We start from the raw sequence: 22,872 nt of genomic DNA, 5'->3' as shown, positions 1-22,872 counted from the left end.
TAACTATACAACTTATTTAGTGAGTGTTAGGAATGTTAAACGCGACCACAGCAGCGCTGCCGTTATCTGAATTGGTGTTAAAGCAACAATCAGAACTGGTAGAGTATTTCTCGACATTACCCAGTGCAACATCCGATCAGCTTGCAGGTCGCGCATGGGTGGGTAAGCTCTATGCACTGATTAAAGTAGAAAAAATGCCAACACTGGTTCGAAAATCAGTGGCCACCGTACTCAGCGCAGCAATAAACCCTTGGAAAGGAAAGGCTTTTAATGTGGACGATACAGGTGCCAATTTATGGTTGTGGGGGCAACAATTTGGCCAATACACCATGTTAGAACAAGATAGCCTAGTTGATCAGCAACCCTGTCTTTGGCTAGATTATAATGTTGTTAGTAATCCGTCATTGTTAAGGCATATCCGAGGTGAGGTACGCGTTTTAGGCGAGAATCAGTTTTTGGCTAGAATGAACTGGTTAGCCAATGATCAATTTTATTGTGTGGCGTACTTTAGTTTAAGCAGCCCAAAAACTGTGTCAAAAGGAGTTGCGCCATGATGACATTACTGACCTCGGCGTTAGCATCTGGTGTTCGTGGAGGGAAAGGCTTATCTGCCATTGTTCGTCTAGATCAACCAGCCAAACTACTGGAGTTTTATGATATTGAGGGCTGTCCTTATTGTCGTCCTGTTCGTGAGGCATTAACTCAATTAGATCTGGATGTCTTGATTTATCCTTGCCCCAAAGGCAGTAATCATTATTGGGATCGGCTAACCGCACTCGGTGGCAAGTCACAAGTTCCTTTTCTATATGATCCCAACACCAGTCGCTACCTGTATGACGCACGTCAAATTATCGACTATTTATTTCAAACTTATATGCCAGAAAAGACACTACGAGCTCCTCAAAATTTGGGCTTACGTCAGTCACAATTGGCGACTGCTTTGCGACTCAAAGCAGGACTTAAAGCACATCAGAATAGCTCAGCTGCCAAGGCGGTAGTACAGCCATTAGAATTATTTAGTTTTGAAGCCAGTCCTTTTTCTAGACTAGTACGAGAAAAATTATCTGAACTCAGTATTGCTTATGTGTTGAGAAACTCTGGCAAGCAACAACTTGCAGACCAAGGGCTACCATGGCTTCGCCCCAATCTAGGGACATATCAGCCGATCGCAGGGACTAAGCGCGCTGAACTACTCGCTCGTACTGGTAAAGTACAATTTCCATACTTATACGACCCAAACACAGGTACAGGGTTGTTCGAGTCCAAAGCAATTATTCGTTATTTAGAGCAGCAATACACCTAAGGGAAGCAATTCGACTGTGCTATCGAAAAACCCGTCATTTGAGGAAGCCCTAATGAATATTTTAAATTGGTTGCCTTTTGGCAAAGTACCAGAAATCACAGTAAAACAGCTTAATAAAACCATAGATCATGTACAAATTTTAGACGTTAGAACAGCACTAGAGTTTCGGCAGAGCCATATCAAAGGTGCGATTAATTTGCCAATCACACAGTTTAACTCAGCACATATTGCCAAACTTAATCTAGATCCAACTCGGCCTGTGGTAACGATTTGTTTGTCGGCACATCGTAGTATTCCTGCAACTCGTCAGTTAAATAAAATGAATTTCAATGCCAGTCAATTACAGGGTGGTATGCGCGAATGGTGGCGGCGAGATCAACCTTGTGTCAAGGGGGATTAAACATGATCAAGACTGATATTTTAGTGATTGGCAGTGGTTTTGGTGGTGCTGTTTGTGCTGCTCGTTTGGTTGATGCGGGAAAAAAAGTTAGCTTATTGGAGCGTGGCCCTTGGCGAGATAGTGAGTCGAATCGACAGTCGGATTTGCCCCAACAAGGCGTAACACTACAACCATTCCCACATGGACGGCAGCTGCCTAGCCATTTTTTACGTCAAGTGAGCATTGGTCTATTAAATGGTCCTAAAATGCTTAATCGGCATGGACTATTTGATCTAAGTCTACATCCGCAAATGAGCGTACTTTGCTCGGCTGGCGTCGGTGGTGGTAGTCATGTGTACTGGTCTATGAATATGCGCCCAACAGATCCACAGTATTGGGATAATCGTGCAATTGGATTAAGTGCCAAGCAAATGGCACCACATTACAATTGGATTTTGGCACAAATGGGCTCTCAGCCATTAGAGCAGATGACTGTTGCACCCAATAAAATTGATCAAGCACTGGCAGAGTATCCATCACTCAATACACAGTGTGAGCAGCCAGCTTTAGGTTTTCGTTTTAGAGGCGAATACAGCAATCACGGTATGCTCGGTGATGCTGCAAATCATAAAGTTGGACTAGACGAGCAACTGTTATTGCCACGATTATCCCAAGGATTAACCGTCTATGCTGAGCATGAGTGCCTGACGATACGACGCGTTGGCGCCTATTATCATGTGCATAGCGTTGATCACCAAAAACAGCAAGACAAAGTTTTTGTCACCAAAACTGTGGTACTAGGCGCAGGTGTCATTAATAGCATGCGTATTTTATTCCGTTCACGACAGGTAGGTGGACTGACTGGGTTATCCGCGCTTGGTCAAGGCTTTTCCGGTAATGGCGATGTATTTGCATTGTGGCGTGCAGGTCGAGATACACAAGATTTCCGTCAGTCACCACCGAGCATGGGACGCTTTCAAGTTGGTCATCAACCAGATGCGCCGTTCTTATATGCGACAGGTTTGAATATTTTGCAGCAAATTCCATTACTGCCTACAATGCTACAACGCCAGTTAAAACATTGGTTGATTTTGGTGGGAATGGGTCAAGATGCGGCTGATGGCAACATAAGTTGGGGGCAGCACGATATATCTTTACAATTTGAACAAAGCAAAAGCCCTATTTTTAAAAGTCTTTACCAGTCACTCCGACAACTAAAAATCATATCGAAACGTCGTGCATGGTTTTTGCCTCAAGTCCCCATGACTGTACACCCCTTAGGTGGCGCATGTGTTGGTATAAACGAAGAACAAGGCGTAGTGGATGGACACGGAGAAGTTTTTGGACATCCTAACCTCTATATCACCGATGGTAGTGCACTACCAGCAGCAACAGGTACGCCACCATCCATGACGATTGCGGCATGGTCAAGTCATGTAAGTCAGGCCATTTTACAAAAATTACAGGAGTCCAATGAATGAGTAACTACCCCCCCCATATATACTGTCTCTGACATTTGTAAGCAATATTATTGCTGTTATACCATTAGCCACCATAACTAAAGGTTAATAAAACCTTAAGTAACATGATTTTAGATGTGGGCTTAATCATATATAAATTTAGTTGTTGACTAAGCCCTCAGATATGAAAACATAATAGTTTATAATAAGTGCAATAAAGTTATTCAAAAATCCCTTTCAAATCTTTTGGTAGTCCAGAGGCTGTCTCCATTTGCCCTTTGCTATTTTTCCAGATCATGGCTGGTGTGGCATAAAACCCATACTTGGTCATCATTTCCTCATTATTTTCAATTTTTTGAGCAATGTTTGCTGGGATTGGTTTCATCTCCTTTAACTTCTGCTTCCCTTTGGTCGCATTGAATTCTTCAAAAACCTTGGCTGGATTTGCAGCAGCAAGTAAAGTTGCCGCTTGGCCTTTACTTTCAGGGCGAATCACTGCCACTTGAATATGACGTAACTGGACTTTTCCTGATTTCACATAAGGACGGGCTTTTTCCCAGAACATATGACAGTATGGACAGTTTGGATCTGAAAACACGTAAATAATACGGGGTGCATTAACATTACCGTCCTGAATATAAGCGGATTTACCCAGACTTTTCCAGACATCATCCAATACAGATTGTTTAACATGCTTATTTAGGGCATCAACAGTAAGGTTATCTCCTTTGGCATTATGTAAGTCACCAATAATGTAATATTTCTGGTCATTGGAGATAAAGACTGTTGCAGGGTTCTGTTGCATATGTCCTGCCCAACCCGTCATTTGTGCAGGGGCTTCGATCTGTTTTACAAAGCTAAAGCCCTCTTTTTCCAGTTTCTGCTTAATGGTCGGTACAGCGGCAAATGCCTGAGCAGCACTCAGGGATAGTACTAAGCCAGACATTAACTTTAAATGAGTGTTCATCAAGTTGCACCTCTATTGATTTGATGGATGAGTAATTTTTTGCAGGTATTGCTTAAGCATGGCTTGGCTTAATTCACCAAGATGACGTTCCACAAGTTGTCCTTGTGCATTAAAAAACAAGGTACTGGGTAAGCCATACATATTCATGTGTTGAGGCATTTCCCCATAAGGATCAAACAGGACATTATTAAAATTCAATTGATAACGATGTAGATAGGACACAATCGCTTCAGGTGTTTCACCTTGGTTAAGCATGACAAATTGAACATCTGGATAATCTTGCTGTGCCTGATACAACACAGGCATTTCACGATGGCAAGGCGGACACCAACTCGCCCATAAATTCACCACAGTAGGTTTACCCATAAATTGAGTAAGAGATTGTGGTTGCAGTTTAAGGTCGTTAAATGCTAAATCTGGATAGTGTTGTTGTGCATTCCAATGGTTGAGTAGATTGATTCCCACAAACTGTATTGTGATAAACAATAGAAAACTGCTGACCAATACAGGCACTTTTAATAGGTGATTTTTCCAGATAAACCAGCCACTACCCGCAATGATGCCTGCATAAAGGTTAAATCCTTTATCCTGAATTTTCAGAATATCAACAGGATGAGCCAGATACAGATCAGCATTAATCAGCACAAATACAACTCTTGCGGCAAGTAAGCCCACCCATATTGCTGTCCATAAAGAATCCTTATAGCACTGCCAAGCTGAATCATCCCATTGATAACGTTGCTTAAAATATTTTCCAATGAACCATACGCCAACAAGTCCTGACAGTAATATCAATAATGACCACGGCAGCATGAACATACCTAGATGTAGTGCTTGGGAAGAAATCAAGGTTGATTCTCCTCATTTAATTTTTGAATATTCTGAATTAATTGTGATGCGGTATAAGTCCCTGTGAGACGAAGATCACGTTGTTCTTTCTGGTCAGGTGCAAGAAACAATACCGTTGGTGGGCCAAGAATTTGCCATTGTTTTAAAATGATGTCTTGCGAAGCTTCATACTGGGTCAAATCCAGTTTAATACGGGTTACATTTTTTAATGCATCCTGAACGTCAGCTCTTGGTAAAAGCTCTCTTTCAATCGGCTGGCAGGCAACACACCAGTCAGCGTAAACGTCCAGTACAATAGTATCTTTGGCATGTGTAGCTAATGCCTGATTCAGTTCCTGCTGATTTTTAACAACAATCCATGAATGAAGTGTCTCGCTTTCAGTGGTATTCACATTCGCAATCGCCTGATTCACATGCCAGATCCCACTCACAGCACAGATACAGACCAAGACCAGAACGGCAGCTTTATAAGGGACGTGAACAATATGGCGCAAAATAGCCAGTAAATATCCCGCCATTGCGATCAGAATTAAGGCAAGTCCTACATAGTACAAAGTTAGAGGCAATAAAGGACGAGCAAAATAGACGGCCATTGCCAGCATGATAAAACCAAAACTATACTTTAACCGATCCATCCATAAACCTGGCTTGGGTAAATATTTAGCTCCAAAGACACTGGCAATAAATAGCGGTATCCCAATCCCCAAACCCAGCAAGAACAGGTAGAAACCACCAAGCAGGCTATGTTCCAGATGAGAGACATAGAGCAAAGCCCCTGCCAATGGTGCACTCATACAAGGGCCAACGATCAGGGCTGAAACTGCTCCCATGATGCCAGCACCCAACAGTGTTCCCCCTTTTTGGCGTTGTTGTATCTGATCTAAACGCTGTAAAAGACCTTGTGGTAAGGACAGTTGATATAAACCGAATAAGTTCAACGCAAATACAATAAACATCAGGGCAAATATGCCAATGAATACAGGATTTTGAAACCAGCGCTGAATACCGTAACCAATTTGTGAAACCACAATCCCCATCACCCCATAAACCAATGCCATACTCAGGACAAAGGTCAATGCGATAATGGCGGCTTTATAACCCTTTTTACGCTGCACCAAAATGCCTGAAAGAATTGGAATCAGAGGTAATGAACAAGGTAAAAAGGCAAGCAGAATGCCTAACCCTAGAAACAGGATAATGTTAAAAACAACACTTTGACTGGACAAAAGGTTTAAAAAGAATTGGTCATTATTCCAGTCATCACTCAATGATGCCGTTTGTGGCTGAGCTTTGACCTGATCTTGTCGCTTGTCTTGATGAGGACTATCTGTACTATCTTGCTGTACATTTAAAGAGGGTTCTGGACTGATTTTCTCTTGCGCTGGTTGAATAGATTGCTGGCTAGTTTCACTTTCAGATTCTGACTTCACCTCAGGCGTATTTTCCTGAGTGACTAAAGTTGCAAGATGAGAGTGTCTTGCCTCAGAATTCTGTTGAGGAAGTAGACCTGTAGCATCCGTTGTGATTGTAGTTCGTTGTACGGGGTAACATAAGCCATCCTCTGAACAGCCCTGCCAACTGACTGTATATTGGCTATTTGGCTTTACATCCAGTTGCGTCAGCACCTGATTATGATGCACATTGGTTACACCAAAGGTTGGATCATCTTTTTCCTGACCTTTAGGTAGATTTAAAGCTAAGTTCTGTTGCTCTAGACTCACCTTAAACTGATCATGATATAAATAATAATGAGGAGCAATATCCCATTTTAACTCGGCGGTTTTGTCAGAAACAGAACTTGCCTGAAATTTAAATGCTTGACCTGGTGGCAGAAAATCATGATTTGCATATAACGATGCTGTGGCCATACCCAGTGCAATCGCTATAAATGGTTTCATCAACATACGAGCTTATCTAAACTTAACATTCAGAGCATTATCAAGGGTGCAAAATTAACAGAACATTAAGGGCTGTTTTTGTTTGTAAAATAGGTAGGCTAGATGAGGAAATACCATGTTTGTTGTACTTGTTGAAGATGACCCCTATATTGCCCAGAGTATTGTTGCTGCACTCGATTACCTGAATATTTCAGTTGAGCATGTTGATACAGCCAAAGCTGCGGATTATTTCATTCGTAACAGTGCAGTAGACCTATGTTTACTTGATTTGGGTCTGCCTGATCAGGATGGTCTTGACCTATTAAATACATGGCGTAAAGATCAAATTCATGTACCTATTCTGGTACTCACAGCACGTAATCAAACCCAGCAATGTGTGGATGCCTTAAATTTAGGTGCAGATGATTACCTAACCAAACCGTTTGAGCTAAATGAACTGATTGCAAGAGTTCATGCTTTGGCTAGGCGGAATCGTGGATATTCCTCAAATATATTGCATATGGGCGAATTAGAGATTCATCAGGACACTCAACAGGCACATTATCAAGGACAACTTCTTACGCTCTCCAGACGGGAATACAGTTTGCTAGAAGCCTTTATGCTTTATCCCAATCAAGTGTTAAAAACAGAACAACTATTTGATAAAATTTATGGCTATCAGGACAGTATTGAAAGCAATGCACTGAATGTACATATCCATCACCTTAGACAAAAGATTCATCCTGATATAATTCAGACCATTCGGGGTGTAGGTTATATGCTTAAAGTACCAGAGCAAAGTACATGAAAAGTTATAGTTTAAAATGGCGCCTGGTTTCCACCATTTTAGCAGTCTTTGTTATCTTGTGGTCACTGGTATTTTGCTGGCTTTATTTTGAACTGGAAAAACGCCTGCAAGATACATTGGATGAACGCCTTTCTGCGTCTGCCCACATGGTTGCCCGTTTAATTCAGCAACTCCCAGTAGATGAGATTGCCAATACTGTTAATGCAGTACAACAAGACCATAGCACCCCAAATTTGATTGCCTGTCAGGTGTCATTATTTAGTTCCAATATCTCAGCCAACCATCAGGTGATTGCCAAGACATTGGGTTCACCTGAAAGTCTAAGCACACGAAAAATAGGGTTAAGTACATGGTCGGAAAATGGGGTGGAATGGCGTAGCTATGTCTTGCAAAAAGGACAAATACAGGTTGTTGCAGCGGAGAAATTACAATTACGTTATTCATTACTCAAACAGATTTTACAATCAGTATTAATCCCTTTAATCATTACTTTGATTTTATGTATTTTTTTAATTCTATGGATTATTCGGGTTGAGTTTCAACCTTTAGACCAAATTGCACAACACCTAGGTCATAAAAAACAGAATTTATCAGATGCGGCCACCTATTTAATAGAATTAAAAACACAGAATATTCCCAAAGAAATTCAACCCTTTGTCGATGGTTTACTGGAACTTATTCAGAATCTGCACCAAAGTCTGGAAAATGAAAAAAGCTTTAGTGCCTTTGCTGCTCATGAGTTACGCAGTCCACTCACCGCAATTAAGACCAATGTTCAACTAAGTCAGCTTATGCTGAACAAGTCTGGACAAACACAAAGCAAAATTGATTTCAATCTCCAACAGGCAGAAGCAAGTATTCAGCGTTATGAGCAATTACTTGAACAACTGCTATTACTGAGCAAAACTGAAATACAACCAGAGCATGTTTCGATGGAATCCACAGAAGTTTCCCAAACTTTGCAACAGGTCATTTTTGAACTTGGGCAGAAATACAATGACATACAAGAACATCTTGATATCGATTGGAAAAATCTCTCCACTATCGGATTACCTCATCCTACTTTAGCAATTGTACTTAAAAACCTGATTGAGAATGCTTACTTACATGCACAATCTACAGACTCGATTCAAGTGTATATGGATAAAGGGGATTTAATGATTACAGATTCAGGTTTTGGTTTGACTGATGCTGAACTTGGTTTACTGACACAACGGTTTTGGCGAAAATCTTCACAAAATATTGGTCATGGTCTAGGCTTATCTTTAGTCAAATTACTATTAGATAAATATGGATTTTCAATACAGTTTTTACAAAATCTACCGCAAGGTTTAAAAGTAAAGATTTCAAACAAAGAGAATCACAAAAATACACTTTGTGATTCTCCTTAGCAATTAATATGCAAGTTTGAGTAAAAGCCTAAACAGCATTGCGATCAGTAGTAGCCCGAAGAAACCACCTAACCACAGCAAGATAAACCATTGTGTTTGTGATAATTTCATATCCGTAACTCCTAGTGATAACCTTCATCACCAATCCGAACTTTATCTCTGAATACCCAATACGCCATGATGGTGTAAATGATAATAATCGGAATCAAAATAAGTGCACCAATAAGCGCGAATAATTGACTATTGGCTGGTGCGGCTGCATCCCAAATGGTGACAGAAGGTGGAATAATATAAGGAAAAATACTGATTAAAAAACCTGTATATGCCAAGAATACCAACGCCAAGGTGTATAAAAATGGCATTGATTCTTGTCGTTTTTGACATGCTTTAATCGTTAAATAAGTAAAGACTAAAACTAAAATCGGTACAGGGCTGAAATATAAAATTTGAGGTTGCGTAAACCAACGTTCAGCTATCATTGGATGCGCTAATGGGGTGTAAATACTGACCGATGCAAAGATAAGCAATAGCCCGATAATCAATTTTGGCATCAGGTTGTACATGCTGATTTGTAGTCGATCATCTGTTTTCATAATCAACCATCCACAACCAAGTGCAGCGTACACAACGACAACACCGACCCCAGTGAAAAGAGAGAATGGCGTTAGCCAATCTAAGCCACCGCCTGCATATCGTCCATCAACAATATGAATCCCTTGAATATAAGCACCTAAGATGACACCTTGCAAAAAGCTAGAAAGTACAGATCCACCAATAAAAGCAGCATCCCACAAATGCTTCGTACGATTTGCTTTAAAACGAAACTCAAAAGCGACACCACGGAATATCAGCGCAATGACCATCAAAATGATAGGCATATAAAAAGCAGATAGAACTGCTGCATAAACCATTGGAAAAGCTGCAAATAAACCTGCACCACCCAAAACCATCCATGTTTCGTTGCCATCCCAAACAGGAGCAACAGTATTCATCATGACATCGCGTTCTTGCTGATCTTTGATAAACGGAAAAAGAATCCCGATACCTAAGTCAAAACCATCAAGTACAATATAGATAAAAACACCAATGGCAATGATTACAATCCAAATCAGAGATAAATCAATCATGATGAAGCTCCTTGATCACGATCATCAATTTTTTCATCAGCTGCACTTAACGGACGCATTGGTGTTTTAAAATGACCGACACCACCCACTTGTTCAGCTTTGCTATCAATAAACTCTGGACCTTTATGCATCAGTTTCAGCATGTAATAAATGCCCACACCAAATACAATGCAGTACACCACTACAAAAATAATCAGCGTTAAACCTACTTGTTCAGCCGAAACCGGTGATAAGGCATCTTTAGTTCGCATGACACCGTAAACCACCCACGGCTGACGACCTACTTCTGTAGTAAACCAACCTGCAAGTAATGCAATAAATCCTGATGGTCCCATAATCAAAGCGAAACGATGAAACCATTTGTTTTCATAAAACTTACCTGTTTTTCTGAGCCATAAACCCATCGCTGCAAGCAAAAGCATCAGCATGCCTAAGCCGACCATAATGCGGAAACTCCAAAAAACGATTGTAGAGTTAGGACGATCTTCAGGCGCAAAATCTTTTAATCCTTTAACCGTACCATCCATAGAATGGGTTAGGATTAAACTGCCCAAGTTGGGAATTGCAATTGCATATTTGGTACGTTCTTCCTGCATGTCTGGTATGCCAAATAGATAGAGTGGCATTCCCTCGTCGTAATTGGTTTCCCAATGACCTTCCATTGCTGCAAGCTTGGCAGGTTGGTGTTTTAGCGTATTAAGACCATGCGCATCACCCACGAAAACCTGTAGTGGTGCTAAAATCAGAATCAACCACAGAGCCATTGAAAATGATTTCTTGACCAATTCATCACGTCGACCTTTTAGCAAATGCCAAGCGGCTGTTGAAGCAACAAGGAGTGCGGCAACCATAAAGGCTGCAATTGCCATGTGTGCTAAGCGATAAGGAAATGATGGATTAAAGACGATTGCAAACCAATCTTGCGGAACAACAATGCCATTTTCGATGGTGAAACCTTGAGGTGTTTGCATCCAACTATTTGATGACAGAATCCAGAACATAGAAATACATGTTCCGACTGCGACCATCAGGGTGGCAAAGAAATGTGCTTTTTTGCCGACACGTCCCCAACCAAATAACATGATGCCAAGAAAGCCAGCCTCTAAGAAGAAAGCACTGAGCACCTCATATGCTAATAAGGGGCCAGTTACACCACCTGCGAATCGGGAAAACTCACTCCAGTTTGTGCCAAACTGGTAACTCATGACTACACCAGACACCACGCCCATTCCAAAAGCGACGGCAAAGATTTTGACCCAGTATTTAAATAGATCTTTATAAATAGGATCATTGGTTTTTAGCCATCGCCATTCTAAGACGGCTAAGAAACTGGCTAAGCCAATCGATATGGCTGGAAAAATGATATGAAAAGATACAGTGAAGGCGAATTGGATTCGAGCCAATTCTAAGGCGGTTAGTCCTAGATTCATAAGAACTCCCGATAAAAATTAATAGAAGAGTACTCAACTAACAAATTTAAATACCCATATGAGAAGTTAAAAAATGCAACATGTATAGGACACAGCAAAGAGAATGCCAATAAAGTTTAAAATTATAAAAATATTTTAAAACAATAAGTTATTTTATATATTACAACTGAATTTTTTCTGAATTTAGATTTTTGTTTCAAATTCACGTTTCAATTAAAACATGAAACATGAAACATGAAACATGAAACATGAAACATGATTCCAACCTGGTTTTATAAAGTAAAGAGCAACTTTCTTTGTATAAAAATTAATCAACGCTACATAAGGTATGATGATGGCTCTTCTTAACATTGTTTGTTAGGTTAAACTTTGTATTTACTAACCATAGTCAATAATATTGTGTAAAAAATTTTAATTACTGCTTAAAATTTTTTCGCTAAAATTCAAATGTTTTGCATTCACTTTAAGGCTAACCTATTAAATTATATATACCATTTAACCAGTCTTGTTCTCATAATTTCCAACGTAAATGAAACAAAGTCTTATTTTTCAGAGCTAATGATTAAATCAAAACTTATCTAAAAAAACGATTAAAATAAAAAAAATTACAATCAACACTCTATATAATATATTTAAAAAATATATATTATAAAAACATATTCCATTAAGTGGTAAAAAAATGAAAACAGCCGATCAATTAATCCTAGATGCAAAACAGCACATTCAAGAAATTAGTGTTAAAGATTTTCATAAAATTTGGACTACAAACAATGACTTAATTCTTATAGATGTTCGTGAACCGGAAGAATATCAAGAAGCCTCAATAGATAGATCAGTCAATTTTCCAAGAGGTCTACTTGAAATGAAAATTGCTCAACATCCTCTTGTCAATCATCACTGTGATGAGGACATTTCGTTAAAGGAACTTTCTCAAAAGGATATTTATATTATTTGTAAGACTGGAGGACGCTCTGCCCTAGCAACTTTAAGTCTACAAAAAATGGGATTTACAAAATTATTTTCAGTCCAAGGAGGTATACAAACTTGGTTGAATGAAAATCTTCCTATTAATTAATTGTTGTTATTCCATCATCAAAGGAGACTATCATGTCTAATACAAATGAAACTGTAATGTTCCCACAATTAAATAAACCAGCTCCAAACTTTAATGCTAAAACCACTTACGGTATGAAAAGCCTTGAAGACTACAAAGGGAAATGGTTGATTTTATTTTCACATCCAGCAGATTTCACCCCAGTTTGTACTACTGAATTTATGGGATTTGCTACACGTGCTGAACAATTTAAAGAACTAAATTGTGAATTATTAGGTCTTTCAATTGACAGTGTTCACGCTCACATAGCTTGGGCCCGTAGTATTGAAGAAAATTTTGGTGTCAAAATTGAATTTCCTATAATTGCAGACCTTTCTATGGATGTTGCAAAAGCATATGGCATGATACAACCAGGAGCAAGCGACACAGCCGCTGTACGTGCAACTTTTATTATTGATCCTGAAGGAATTATGCGTGCGATGGTTTACTACCCTATGAGTAATGGGCGAAGCATTGACGAGTTCTTACGTGTACTAAAAGCACTTCAAACTTCTGACAATAATAAAGTAGCTACTCCTGAAAACTGGCAACCTGGACAAGAAGTCATTGTTCCACCACCAGCTACTATGGAAGCAGCAGAAGCACGCAAATCAGAAGGTTATAATTATGTAGACTGGTATTACAGCACTAAATCACTTTAGTTTATCAGTTTTTCAGTTCACAGCCCCAAACTACATCGAGGATAAAACATGAATAAATCTTTTAATGTCAAAGCATTCTTAGATCATGATAGTGAAACTTTCAGTTATGTTGTATTTGATGCTGTGAACTATGTCGGGGTCATCATTGATCCCGTACTTGACTTTGACTATAAGTCAGGGCGGACTTCAACCACTAGCGCTCAGAAAATTCTTGATTTTGTGAAATTTGAGAATATTCAGGTTGAGTGGATATTAGAAACTCATGCACACGCAGATCATTTATCAGCAGCACCTTTTTTTAAAGATACTCTAAATTCAAAAATCGGTATAGGAGCTCATATTCAAGAAGTTCAAGCAATTTTTAAAGATATATTCAACCTTGAAAAAGAGTTTTTACCAAATGGTAACCAGTTTGATCATTTATTCCAAGAAAATGAAATTTTGAAAATTGGTTCAATGGAGATTCGTATTTTGCACACACCAGGGCATACACCCGCTGATATCGCTTACATTATCAATGAGCGAGCAGCTTTCGTCGGTGACACTTTGTTTATGCCAGATATCGGAACAGCACGATGTGATTTCCCAGGTGGTGATGCTGGACAACTCTATGATTCAATAAAAAAATATTGCGCTTAAATAATGATACAGAAATATATATTTGCCATGATTATCCACCCGACCATCGCTCGCATACATACTTAACAACTGTAGCTGATCAAAAACAAAATAATATTCACATTAGTAAGAATACTACACGAGAAAAATTTATCGAAAAAAGGCTAGCAAGAGATGCAACTCTCGCAATGCCGCGGTTAATTCTACCATCAGTACAGGTCAATATTCGTGCAGGTCAAATGCCACCTAGGGATGAAAAAGGAAAAACCTATTTAAAAGTACCAATTAATTTATTATGACATTTATCTATTTCTTAAGAGTTAAAATTTACAACATGAATGTTTGAACGCAGGAGTCTTTACAATGAGAAATATTTGGGATCAAAGATATGGTGAATCAATACACTTATATGGTTCTGAACCAAATAAATTTATACAATAGGCTAGTGAAAATTATCGTATATATGGTAATACGCTTGCTATTGCTGAGGGAGATGGGCGAAACATTCTATATTTAGCTTGCTTTGTTGCACAAACATTTCATAGACTGGTTTCCCCCTAACCTATCAAATTCAAGGCACAACTCGAGTGTGAGGTTGGCCTAATTCTGTAAATTTATTTAAAATGGCTATACCTGCATGTACCTCATTGACTTGGCTTTGAAAGTTCCTAGCACTGAGTTTATCGCTAAATAATTTGATGCAAGGCATCTTTGTTTCCACTAAACTTCGGTGATGATAGCCTGACCATTGTTTCCATAGTGTCCTGCCGAAACGTTTAACTGTTCGAAGTAATTCATTTCGCTCTCGCGAATGAACTTTATTATATTTCCAAGGCTTTGCATTTTTCTAGGTGGATTCACTGCATACGCTTTCCTATCTGCAATGACCAGACGGCATTGTTTTGTGTCATAAGCCCCGTCTGTATAGACTGAATCAATCTGTTCATCGATATTACTTGTTGTAAGCTGAACTGCTCGTATTTGAAGGGTCTTAGCATCTATACCAATAGGCAGTATACGCCATTGGCGACGATATTCGGGCTGATGTTTCTTATGCTTCCATTCGCCTTCACCTAAAAATTTTAACCCCGTAGAGTCGACGAGTAGGTCTAACCCATCACGACTTTTTTGATAGCTTATCGCAATATCAATATGCTTTTGTCGTCTACAGAGGGTGGAGTAATCTGATGCTGTCCAATTCAAACCACAGAGTTTAATCAGGCTTTGAGCAAAGCCAGTGACCATATGTAAAGAAAGACGGAATAGAGATTTGATCATTAAACAGCATTGAATCGCTGTATCGGAATAAGTTTGATTTTGTCCATGCTTGCCTTGTGGCTGTGCATACCATTGGGTCTTGGGATCAAACCAGATTGAAATATTTCCTCGCTTGATTAAAGCTTGGTTATACGAGGACCAATTGGTTGTACGGTAGATTTTAGGAACAAGCTTCTTCATCTGGAAATTATATTGCTGAAGAAACCTTAAAGAATAGATTTGTGCAACAAAGCCACACTATTTTAAAAACAGCATATTAATTTGACTATTTATAAATAAATTATCTCTAAATTTTTAAACCAATCTCTTGAAAAAAAGTGTTCATATCTATACAGCGAACACCAAGATCATTAGCAATATCAGGAACTTTAGGATTTTGTGTAGGTTGATTTCTGTTTAAATTAATATTTTTTGTTTCACTTGTTACAATCACTAAATTATCTTTTTTTGCAATTGCGACTAACCATCCATCTGCTATTTTTTCACGTGCCCAACTTTTATCATTGGTTAAAGCCTTGTCACTATAACATTCATGTGTTGCAATATGCTGTATAACCTCACCCCATAAATCAGCATAATCCTTGTATTTACAAGAAGCTCCTATAAAGTTTTCATCAAGCCACTTTTTAAAAGTTTCATCTTGATAATGTTCATTAACAACAATATCAGGAAGTACTACTTGTGAATTGATGATTAGTTTTATTTTCTGCCAAAAACTTGGAAAAAAATCAAATAGATAATATCTTTCATAAAAATTGATATAAATATTAGTGTCCAATAGATACTTAGTCATTGCCACCTCTATTCATCAAAATTTTATATCCTTTGAATCCAACACCTACAATATTAAATGCATCCGTATATGAAATACGATCATGATTAACAGCATTCATAACATATTTGAAAAATTTATTATCAATTCTAAATCTAATATTATTCGTATAACTCCCGCCAGAAGAATCACTGGGTAAGAGATATTTAATGTTCTTTTCAAGCTCAATAATGCGATTTTGATATTCTTGACGGGTTATTTTATTTAAATCCAATAATCTTCTAACGATTACAAACTCACTAACTTTAAATTTTTTAGCTAAAAAATTACTATCAGTTGAATCGAGCTGCAAAAAAATCTCTTGAGGAACTAAAATTTCTGCCGTTACTTTATTTATGAATGCTTCAGTTCGATCAAATCGATAATCACCAGTATCAACAATATTAAATATTTCTTCAGTACCTACAAAAATATGTACTAACTCATGTACTAATGTAAAAAGCTGACCATTCTTAGTATCTTTTTGATTAATAAAAATTATAGGTGCTTTATGGTCAAGCAATACAAAACCTCGAAACTCTTTCACACTAAGAGGACGATATGTATTGTCTTTCACTTTACCATTAAAAAAAATAAATACGCCTATACCATTAATCTTATCACGTAGATAATTTAATGGATTATCAGCTTGATTCTGAAAAAACAAAGGAATTTCTAGCTTATCACGTATTTTTTTAGCTACCTCCAAGAAATTGGAATCAATAGAAAATTGACCAACAAAATCTAAATTTTCAGTAATTTCATTCTTCAAAAATTCTTGTTTGACTTCCATTTCCGCAATGGTATCTCTTAACTCTTCACTTGCTTCATCTATTGAATCTGACTCTAGTGTCCTGAAGTCCAATCGCTTGATGTCAATATCAAGAGTTTTATTCAGTAATAAGAGACCTGTTGGAACATTAATTTTTTTTGCTATTTCAGATAACTGATTAAAAGTTGGCTGTTTTTCTCCACTTAAAAACTGATCTAAATTATTAATTTTCGCTCTTAAAACACTCAAAGAAATTTGGGCATTTTGAACATAATAATTCAATGTGTTAGTGTCGATACGCATTGACATTACATTCCCTCCTCTATATGCCCATTTGACCTTGTCTTATGCTAACATAAATTAACTGTGCAATTCTGTCTATAAATACTCACAACAGAACGGTACAATTTGACGTGAAATTTTTATTAGAAATATTTTAAAGCCTTCTTTTTTCCGTCCGTGTATAAATTTGCTTCGCTAATCACTTAGCAACTTTTTACGCAATTTTTCCATACTCATGACCTTATCACAGGTTTCCTCATTCCCTACAATTCAGGTAAGAAACAAGTCTATTAACTCTCCAGATAAGTACTCAATGAAGCGATATAAAGAGTTTGCATTTACTCCTCACACACAATTTCTTCATTTTCGATAGCGGCTAGGTCAACCAGATCAAAGAACAATTGTTCAGCTACACTAAAATCTGAACCGAATGTCACATTCAACTCATCAGTCAAACGCGATACGTTATCCGTAGATTATGCTTACCCTGTTAAGTAAGCAAATCCGAAATAAAGAAACGCTGGCCTAACGCTTTAAGTAACTTGATGAAAAAACAATATAGAAAAACTAGCTCCACCTTTTGATGAAGTTGTCATCAAATTAAGCTCTTTTGAGATTTTACAACACCTTTATATACGAATTTTAATATATACAAAAATCCATATATCTGTTTGCTAAAAATGCTCTAAGTTAACAAACTCGTTAAAGCCAAACCAAGCATGACCTTAATAGACTCAAAAGTTATATCTACACCTTTTTCTTTAGAAATCTCTTTAATACGATTCCAAACATTCTGATCCCTAAGCGTATCTAATAATTCATGTCCATCCCAAGTAAGCTGTAAGCTATATAGACCTAATCCACCATCAAGATATGGTACCCGTTCTCCAGTAAAGAATCCTTTAGCGAGTAACAAGTCTGCCATTTCTAATCTTATTTTTTCTTGCGGATTATCAATTGCATGAGTATCGATATCAAAGCTATCTGAATAAGTTAACGCTTCTATCTCTATAAGCAGACTACGAATTACATCCCAATCCCTTTTCATTGTATTTAGCTCGCTATGATTGGATTACCCAACACTACCATTAAATTAAATAAAAAGTCTTCCTAGTTAAGATTTAGAGACATTGAGTGTCGCTTAAATCTGAATTATAACTTTGCTCATGTATTTAGCTACTATCAATTCAAAGCCTGCACCGACTGCTACAAGCCTTTCTGTATATCCTGAACATGAGTCAAATCATCGGAATGCTTTACTACTCTGATTTGGATTCATCTCTTTAAAAACCTCTTAGCACAATATTCAAGTTCTTTTCACTTTGATACTATAAAACCATCAGCTCTTTTGACTTATATAATGTCTGAACCTCAATTTTCCCTAAGTGACTATTTATCAACCGTACAGGAAATCATTCGCCTGTCATTTGATGAACCTGTTTGGGTAAAAGCTGAGATACGAAACCTTAGTATCAAGGGCGGACACTACTACCTTGAGTTGGCTGAAAAGGAAGAGGATACAGATAAAGTCATTGCAAGCTGTAAAGCAACGATCTGGAAATCCACTGCCGTAAAAATTGTACTTAAGTTTGAGCGTGAAAGTGGCATTGAGCTTTCAAAAGACTTAAACGTACTGATTAGGATTAAAGCCCGTTTTGATCCCCAATATGGCTTTTCAGTCAACATTGAGGACATCGACTCCAGCTTTACGCTGGGTGATATCGCCAAACGCTATCAACAGATTCTTTCCCGCCTAAGCACCGAGGGTTTGGTGAATCTGAACAAGTCACTTTCTGCTCCTTTTGATATTGAAAATGTTCTAGTGATTGCACCAGAAAATGCTGCTGGATTGGGTGACTTTAGGAAAGATGCTGATGCCTTAAATAAAGCTGGTGTTTGCCACTTTGTTTACTGTACAGCCACATTTCAGGGTAATACTGCGGCAAACAGCATTATGGAGTCTTTAAGTTCAGGACTTCGCCAGTGGGCTAAAGATTATGCTATTCCACCTGACCTCATTGTGATCATTCGTGGTGGTGGTGCCGTAAATGATTTAGCTTATTTAAATGACTATGATCTTGCCGCCCTGCTCTGCAAACGAAAAGTGCCGATTTGGGTGGGCATAGGTCATGAAAAAGATCGAACCATTCTGGATGAAATCGCCCATCGTTCTTTTGATACACCAAGTAAAGTGATTACAGGTATTCGCAATGTGATTTCAGAACGTTCTCAGGATGTGATGGGTTACCTGCAAACTATCAAACTGCTGTCACAGCATCAAATCACAGCATATCAGGGCCAAAATGATCAGTTGATGAATACCATCAAGACTCATGCCCAGAATCAGATTAATACAGCTAATAGAAATCTTGATTTGGTTAAGTCAACAACACAATATTTTTCCCAGCAGCAGCTTAAGCTTGCCTCCACTCAGATTGAGTCCTTAGTGCGTGAAACTTTATTGCAGAATCCAAAGAATGTGCTTGCTAAGGGCTATGCTATTGTACGGAGTCAAAATAAAGCTATTCGCTCTGTACAACAGGTCGGTTCAACTGTTTCAATTGAGATGCAGGATGGCTATATTCATGCCAGTGTAAGTGAGGTAATAAATCATGAGTAAAAATGAGTTAAGCTTTAAAGAGGGTTATGAACTGTTAAAAAAGAATGCTGCCCTACTGGAATCTCAGGAAGAACCAGACATCGACAACCTAATGAAGATTGTGGAAGAGTCAATGACTGCTTACAAGGCATGTAAGTCACGCGTGGATGCTGTACAGCAAGCATTAAATGAAACATTCAAGGAGTAGTTGTGAAAGAAATAAAAACAATTAGCTAAAATTTCTGTAAACTTTATAACCACTTATAAATCTTCAATTATTAAAAAAACATTTTAGGGCAATATGAATATCCGACCAAGTTTACTCAGTTTCATTTTTGCAGGTTCCAGCAAATGGCGACTCAGCTATACATTTCCTGAGCTGGTACTTGAACTGGATACCAGAACCGTAAAGCTCAATCCTGAACAGGTACTGGAAACGCATATCCAGAAAGGCTGGATATGGTCATCTTTAATGCTCAAGACCATTGATCAAAACTTTCAGTTCAAGGGTATGTTCAATACACAGGCTGAACAGTTTCAAGCTGAAATCCGTAATGACGCGGAATTCCTGAGAAATAAAAGAAACGCTGAAAAGATCAAAGAAACCTTAAAACCGTACTTACTGGAATATCACAAATTTATCCAGCAAAACATTTACCTCTCCCATCGCCTCAGCAAGCTGTTTAGGTCAGATTTATCACAAAGATCAAAAGTCTCTATTGAACAATTTAACAGCCTGATTCAAAGGGATAGTTCTTTTGCATTTGAACCGCCTCTACAGAACCTGTTTGAGCAATTGCGACAGTTTATTGAATTGCCAGTTGAAGCAAACTATGCCATCGATGCAAAGAATAAGCGTTTTGTTGAAAGTGAGTTAAAGGTATTTAAGCAGTTCTTTGATCAGGTAGAGAGTACGCCTCTAACCGATGAACAGCGTATTTCCTCAATTATCTTTGAAGACCGTAACCTATTGGTTGCTGCGGCTGGTTCAGGCAAAACATCCACGATTGTTGGAAAGGTGGGCTATGCCCTCTTAACTGGACTCTACAAACCTGAAGAGATTCTGGTTCTCGCATTTAATAAAAATGCAGGTGAGGAACTCAGTGAACGTATTAACTTTCGATTAAAAGACATTCTCGCCCAGTTTAATACTCGTGTTGAAGCACTTAATTTCCATAAGTTTGGCGTAAAGGTGATTGGTAAGGCCACTGGAAAAAGCCCCTCTGTTTCCAATGATGCAGGAAAACCGCAGTCCCTGTTGAATAAGATTATTCAACAACTGATCGAAACAGATCCAGACTTTCAGGCAAAATATCTTTTATTTAAAACGGCCTACCTAAGACCTCCCTTATCACCATTTGCATTTAAAACTCAAAGTGAATGGGAAAAGGCTCGCAGACGTTCATTTGACAGGTTCAAGGATGGTTTTGAAACTTATCAGGGAGAAATCGTTAAATCACATGGTGAAAAAGCGATAGCAAACTGGTTATACAGTCAGGGGGTTCCCTATCAGTACGAAAGAAACTACGAGCATGACACAGCGAATGAACACCACCGCCAATACAAGCCTGACTTTTACCTACCTGAAATCAACCTATATCTAGAACACTATGCTGTAGACCAGCATGGCAAACCGCCTGCGCATTTTGGGCAAAAGTATCTGGAAGACATGAAATGGAAATCAGGAATCCATCAACAATATAAGTCGGATTTAATTACTACCACCTTTCATGAGTTTATTACAGGTTCCATCTTTCAGAAGTTGGAAAAAGAGCTTAAATCAAGAGGACAAATTTTTAAGCCGCGTAGTCTTGCCGAGATCAACGTTAAAGCACAGTCCATCTATGAATATGATACTAATGAACTTTATGTCAGTTTTTTAAGTCATTACAAATCTAATCAAGCAAATATTGCTAGTCTATTAGCCAAACCATCACTTAGCCAACGAGAGAGTCTTTTTTTACAGCTATTTTCTAAGGTTTACCAGCGCTATGATCAATTATTAAAAACCAGTAAAGAACATGACTTTGATGACCTGCTGATTGAGTCTGCCCAATTAATCAATGAAAATAGATATAAAAGCCCTTTCAAGCTTATTATCGTGGATGAGTTTCAAGATACTTCACAAGCTAGGGCCAGACTCATTTTATCCTTACTGAATCAGATGCCTGAAGCTAAACTTTTTTGTGTTGGGGACGACTGGCAAGCCATATACCGCTTTGCAGGCTCAGACATCAGTATTTTTACTCAATTTGAAAAGGTCTTTGGCTATACCAAGCAGACACAGCTTACCCAGACATTCCGTTCCAATCAGGGCATTGCGAATGTCGCCAGTGGCTTTATCCAAAAAAATAAGTCCCAGCTTCAAAAAGTCGTCAATGCTGTTGATAAGACCATTAGTAAAGTGGTTGAGATAAGCTTTTTAACTAAGACTCAGGAAATTAATGAGTACCTGATGAAAACCATTATGGAAATTAATAATGCCAATTCAGGTTCAGGGAAAAAGAAATCCATTTATATTTTAGGTCGCTACAGACATCACAAACCAAATCTAGACAGTATTCAACCCTTTCTTAGAAATTGCAGCATTGAGTTTAAAACCATCCACTCATCCAAAGGCCTACAGGCAGACTATGTGATTCTTTTAGGTTTAAATACTGGCAGTAGTGCATTCCCTTCTGAAAAAGAAGATGACCCTCTTATCAACTTAGTCTTGCCACAACCAGAAACACATGCCTATGCTGAAGAACGCCGTCTGTTCTATGTTGCATTGACTCGGGCAAAAGAGAAAGTCTTTCTTATTGGTGAACGTAATTCAGTATTCCTAGAGGAAATTACCAAAGACTCAAGCATCAAGGAATTTATTCATATACCTCAAGATGAAAATACGTCCATTAACCATGATATTCCAGAAAAATGGCGATGCCCGAAATGTAATCAGGGACGTATGTGGAAAAGAACAGGGCCATATGGTGACTTTATGGCTTGTAACCGTTATCCAAATTGTGACTATAAAAGAAATTTAAAACAACGTTAACCATATTTATGCTGAGAAAATTGATGGCTATTCAACTATTCAGACAGTTGTTTGAAAGGAAATATAAAAGATATTACAAATTAATAATATTTAAATCCACTTGTTTCACTTACTCTAAAGTCCTTGAAT

Annotated in this window: 20 protein-coding genes and 1 pseudogene; 12 read left to right on the top strand and 9 right to left on the bottom strand. The window is 38.2% G+C overall.

The genetic code is table 11. The annotated features are described in order from the left end of the window. The first annotated feature begins 32 nt into the window (after positions 1 to 32). Genes F957_RS15770 through F957_RS15785 form a run of 4 tightly spaced genes read left to right on the top strand, consistent with a single transcriptional unit; the run spans position 33 to position 3,163 of the window. Positions 33 to 554 carry a hypothetical protein gene (locus F957_RS15770; protein ID WP_016541189.1) on the top strand — a complete coding sequence of 174 codons (522 nt, stop codon included), beginning with the start codon at positions 33 to 35 and terminating at the stop codon, positions 552 to 554. Then, the gene (locus tag F957_RS15775; protein ID WP_016541188.1) at positions 551 to 1,303 is read left to right on the top strand and encodes a glutathione S-transferase N-terminal domain-containing protein; all 753 of its coding nucleotides are present in this window, start codon (positions 551 to 553) and stop codon (positions 1,301 to 1,303) included. The genes F957_RS15770 and F957_RS15775 overlap by 4 nt, the downstream gene beginning before the upstream one ends. Before the next feature lie 52 nt (positions 1,304 to 1,355). Continuing rightward, positions 1,356 to 1,703 carry a rhodanese-like domain-containing protein gene (locus tag F957_RS15780; protein WP_016541187.1) on the top strand — a complete coding sequence of 116 codons (348 nt, stop codon included), beginning with the start codon at positions 1,356 to 1,358 and terminating at the stop codon, positions 1,701 to 1,703. Positions 1,704 to 1,705: 2 nt separating this feature from the next. Beyond that, positions 1,706 to 3,163, top strand: a complete 1,458-nt coding sequence (locus F957_RS15785) for a GMC oxidoreductase (RefSeq protein WP_016541186.1) — start codon at positions 1,706 to 1,708, stop codon at positions 3,161 to 3,163. Between the two features lie 199 nt (positions 3,164 to 3,362). Here the strand turns inward: F957_RS15785 and dsbG are convergent, their stop codons facing one another. The 3 genes from dsbG to dsbD are packed head-to-tail and all read right to left on the bottom strand — an operon-like array spanning position 3,363 to position 6,862. Continuing rightward, a complete protein-coding gene (gene dsbG / locus F957_RS15790; RefSeq protein WP_016541185.1) occupies positions 3,363 to 4,109 on the bottom strand; it encodes a thiol:disulfide interchange protein DsbG in 747 nt (248 codons plus the stop codon). 12 nt (positions 4,110 to 4,121) lie between these two features. Beyond that, positions 4,122 to 4,958, bottom strand: a complete 837-nt coding sequence (locus tag F957_RS15795) for a TlpA disulfide reductase family protein (protein WP_016660204.1) — start codon at positions 4,956 to 4,958, stop codon at positions 4,122 to 4,124. Next, positions 4,955 to 6,862, bottom strand: a complete 1,908-nt coding sequence (gene dsbD / locus F957_RS15800) for a protein-disulfide reductase DsbD (protein ID WP_016541183.1) — start codon at positions 6,860 to 6,862, stop codon at positions 4,955 to 4,957. The genes F957_RS15795 and dsbD overlap by 4 nt, the downstream gene beginning before the upstream one ends. Positions 6,863 to 6,971: 109 nt before the next feature. Here dsbD and F957_RS15805 point away from each other — a divergent pair, with 109 nt between their 5' ends. Both F957_RS15805 and F957_RS15810 read left to right on the top strand, forming a co-directional pair. Beyond that, complete coding sequence (locus F957_RS15805) at positions 6,972 to 7,643, top strand: response regulator (protein WP_016541182.1); 672 nt, start codon at positions 6,972 to 6,974, stop codon at positions 7,641 to 7,643. Then, complete coding sequence (locus F957_RS15810) at positions 7,640 to 9,034, top strand: ATP-binding protein (RefSeq protein WP_016541181.1); 1,395 nt, start codon at positions 7,640 to 7,642, stop codon at positions 9,032 to 9,034. The genes F957_RS15805 and F957_RS15810 overlap by 4 nt, the downstream gene beginning before the upstream one ends. A gap of 122 nt (positions 9,035 to 9,156) precedes the next feature. Here the strand turns inward: F957_RS15810 and cydB are convergent, their stop codons facing one another. Continuing rightward, positions 9,157 to 10,161, bottom strand: a complete 1,005-nt coding sequence (cydB, locus tag F957_RS15815; protein WP_016541180.1) for a cytochrome d ubiquinol oxidase subunit II — start codon at positions 10,159 to 10,161, stop codon at positions 9,157 to 9,159. Beyond that, positions 10,158 to 11,591: a cytochrome ubiquinol oxidase subunit I gene (locus F957_RS15820; RefSeq protein ID WP_016541179.1), complete on the bottom strand. Its 1,434-nt coding sequence runs from the start codon at positions 11,589 to 11,591 to the stop codon at positions 10,158 to 10,160. The genes cydB and F957_RS15820 overlap by 4 nt, the downstream gene beginning before the upstream one ends. A gap of 679 nt (positions 11,592 to 12,270) precedes the next feature. On the opposite strand from F957_RS15820, the gene F957_RS15825 reads away from it, so the two are divergent. From F957_RS15825 to F957_RS20845, 3 genes are read left to right on the top strand one after another with little or no spacing between them, the layout of a single operon-like run. After that, the gene (locus tag F957_RS15825; protein WP_016660201.1) at positions 12,271 to 12,666 is read left to right on the top strand and encodes a rhodanese-like domain-containing protein; all 396 of its coding nucleotides are present in this window, start codon (positions 12,271 to 12,273) and stop codon (positions 12,664 to 12,666) included. A gap of 32 nt (positions 12,667 to 12,698) precedes the next feature. Next, positions 12,699 to 13,346 carry a peroxiredoxin gene (locus F957_RS15830; protein ID WP_016541178.1) on the top strand — a complete coding sequence of 216 codons (648 nt, stop codon included), beginning with the start codon at positions 12,699 to 12,701 and terminating at the stop codon, positions 13,344 to 13,346. Between the two features lie 48 nt (positions 13,347 to 13,394). Further along, positions 13,395 to 13,985 (top strand): MBL fold metallo-hydrolase, encoded by a 591-nt coding sequence (locus F957_RS20845; RefSeq protein ID WP_016660200.1) that lies wholly within the window; start codon positions 13,395 to 13,397, stop codon positions 13,983 to 13,985. Between the two features lie 550 nt (positions 13,986 to 14,535). Here F957_RS20845 and F957_RS20840 read toward each other — a convergent pair. The 4 genes and pseudogenes from F957_RS20840 to F957_RS15850 all read right to left on the bottom strand — a co-directional run bounded on the left by F957_RS20840 (position 14,536) and on the right by F957_RS15850 (position 18,155). Beyond that, a pseudogene (locus tag F957_RS20840) lies at positions 14,536 to 15,422 on the bottom strand (IS5 family transposase). A gap of 106 nt (positions 15,423 to 15,528) precedes the next feature. After that, positions 15,529 to 16,035, bottom strand: coding sequence for a DUF4411 family protein (locus tag F957_RS15840; RefSeq protein ID WP_016541175.1), 507 nt, complete (start codon positions 16,033 to 16,035; stop codon positions 15,529 to 15,531). Further along, positions 16,028 to 17,134, bottom strand: coding sequence for an ImmA/IrrE family metallo-endopeptidase (locus F957_RS15845; protein WP_016541174.1), 1,107 nt, complete (start codon positions 17,132 to 17,134; stop codon positions 16,028 to 16,030). The genes F957_RS15840 and F957_RS15845 overlap by 8 nt, the downstream gene beginning before the upstream one ends. A 658-nt stretch (positions 17,135 to 17,792) precedes the next feature. Next, positions 17,793 to 18,155, bottom strand: a complete 363-nt coding sequence (locus tag F957_RS15850) for a DUF2513 domain-containing protein (RefSeq protein WP_016541172.1) — start codon at positions 18,153 to 18,155, stop codon at positions 17,793 to 17,795. Between the two features lie 312 nt (positions 18,156 to 18,467). Between F957_RS15850 and xseA the strand changes: the two genes are divergently transcribed. The 3 genes from xseA to F957_RS15865 all read left to right on the top strand — a co-directional run bounded on the left by xseA (position 18,468) and on the right by F957_RS15865 (position 22,743). Next, a complete protein-coding gene (gene xseA, locus F957_RS15855) occupies positions 18,468 to 19,727 on the top strand; it encodes an exodeoxyribonuclease VII large subunit (RefSeq protein WP_016541171.1) in 1,260 nt (419 codons plus the stop codon). After that, the gene (gene xseB / locus F957_RS15860) at positions 19,720 to 19,914 is read left to right on the top strand and encodes an exodeoxyribonuclease VII small subunit (protein WP_016541170.1); all 195 of its coding nucleotides are present in this window, start codon (positions 19,720 to 19,722) and stop codon (positions 19,912 to 19,914) included. The genes xseA and xseB overlap by 8 nt, the downstream gene beginning before the upstream one ends. 93 nt (positions 19,915 to 20,007) lie before the next feature. Next, on the top strand, positions 20,008 to 22,743 hold the full coding sequence (locus F957_RS15865) for a UvrD-helicase domain-containing protein (protein WP_016541169.1): 2,736 nt from the start codon (positions 20,008 to 20,010) through the stop codon (positions 22,741 to 22,743). Positions 22,744 to 22,872 lie beyond the last annotated feature (129 nt).

This window comes from Acinetobacter gyllenbergii CIP 110306 = MTCC 11365 (genome assembly GCF_000413855.1).
Taxonomy (GTDB): domain Bacteria; phylum Pseudomonadota; class Gammaproteobacteria; order Pseudomonadales; family Moraxellaceae; genus Acinetobacter; species Acinetobacter gyllenbergii.
Note: the sequence above shows the minus strand (reverse complement) of the source record. Positions and strands in the feature narration are given on the sequence as shown.

Excerpts from the sequence above, each read along its gene's own strand:
- F957_RS15770 (WP_016541189.1), top strand. The coding sequence starts at position 33 with ATGTTAAACGCGACCACAGCAGCGCTGCCGTTATCTGAATTGGTGTTA.
- F957_RS15775 (WP_016541188.1), top strand. The coding sequence starts at position 551 with ATGATGACATTACTGACCTCGGCGTTAGCATCTGGTGTTCGTGGAGGG.
- F957_RS15780 (WP_016541187.1), top strand. The coding sequence starts at position 1,356 with ATGAATATTTTAAATTGGTTGCCTTTTGGCAAAGTACCAGAAATCACA.
- F957_RS15785 (WP_016541186.1), top strand. The coding sequence starts at position 1,706 with ATGATCAAGACTGATATTTTAGTGATTGGCAGTGGTTTTGGTGGTGCT.
- dsbG (WP_016541185.1), bottom strand. The coding sequence starts at position 4,109 with ATGAACACTCATTTAAAGTTAATGTCTGGCTTAGTACTATCCCTGAGT.
- dsbD (WP_016541183.1), bottom strand. The coding sequence starts at position 6,862 with ATGTTGATGAAACCATTTATAGCGATTGCACTGGGTATGGCCACAGCA.
- F957_RS15805 (WP_016541182.1), top strand. The coding sequence starts at position 6,972 with ATGTTTGTTGTACTTGTTGAAGATGACCCCTATATTGCCCAGAGTATT.
- F957_RS15810 (WP_016541181.1), top strand. The coding sequence starts at position 7,640 with ATGAAAAGTTATAGTTTAAAATGGCGCCTGGTTTCCACCATTTTAGCA.
- cydB (WP_016541180.1), bottom strand. The coding sequence starts at position 10,161 with ATGATTGATTTATCTCTGATTTGGATTGTAATCATTGCCATTGGTGTT.
- F957_RS15820 (WP_016541179.1), bottom strand. The coding sequence starts at position 11,591 with ATGAATCTAGGACTAACCGCCTTAGAATTGGCTCGAATCCAATTCGCC.
- F957_RS15825 (WP_016660201.1), top strand. The coding sequence starts at position 12,271 with ATGAAAACAGCCGATCAATTAATCCTAGATGCAAAACAGCACATTCAA.
- F957_RS15830 (WP_016541178.1), top strand. The coding sequence starts at position 12,699 with ATGTCTAATACAAATGAAACTGTAATGTTCCCACAATTAAATAAACCA.
- F957_RS20845 (WP_016660200.1), top strand. The coding sequence starts at position 13,395 with ATGAATAAATCTTTTAATGTCAAAGCATTCTTAGATCATGATAGTGAA.
- F957_RS15840 (WP_016541175.1), bottom strand. The coding sequence starts at position 16,035 with ATGACTAAGTATCTATTGGACACTAATATTTATATCAATTTTTATGAA.
- F957_RS15845 (WP_016541174.1), bottom strand. The coding sequence starts at position 17,134 with ATGTCAATGCGTATCGACACTAACACATTGAATTATTATGTTCAAAAT.
- F957_RS15850 (WP_016541172.1), bottom strand. The coding sequence starts at position 18,155 with ATGAAAAGGGATTGGGATGTAATTCGTAGTCTGCTTATAGAGATAGAA.
- xseA (WP_016541171.1), top strand. The coding sequence starts at position 18,468 with ATGTCTGAACCTCAATTTTCCCTAAGTGACTATTTATCAACCGTACAG.
- xseB (WP_016541170.1), top strand. The coding sequence starts at position 19,720 with ATGAGTAAAAATGAGTTAAGCTTTAAAGAGGGTTATGAACTGTTAAAA.
- F957_RS15865 (WP_016541169.1), top strand. The coding sequence starts at position 20,008 with ATGAATATCCGACCAAGTTTACTCAGTTTCATTTTTGCAGGTTCCAGC.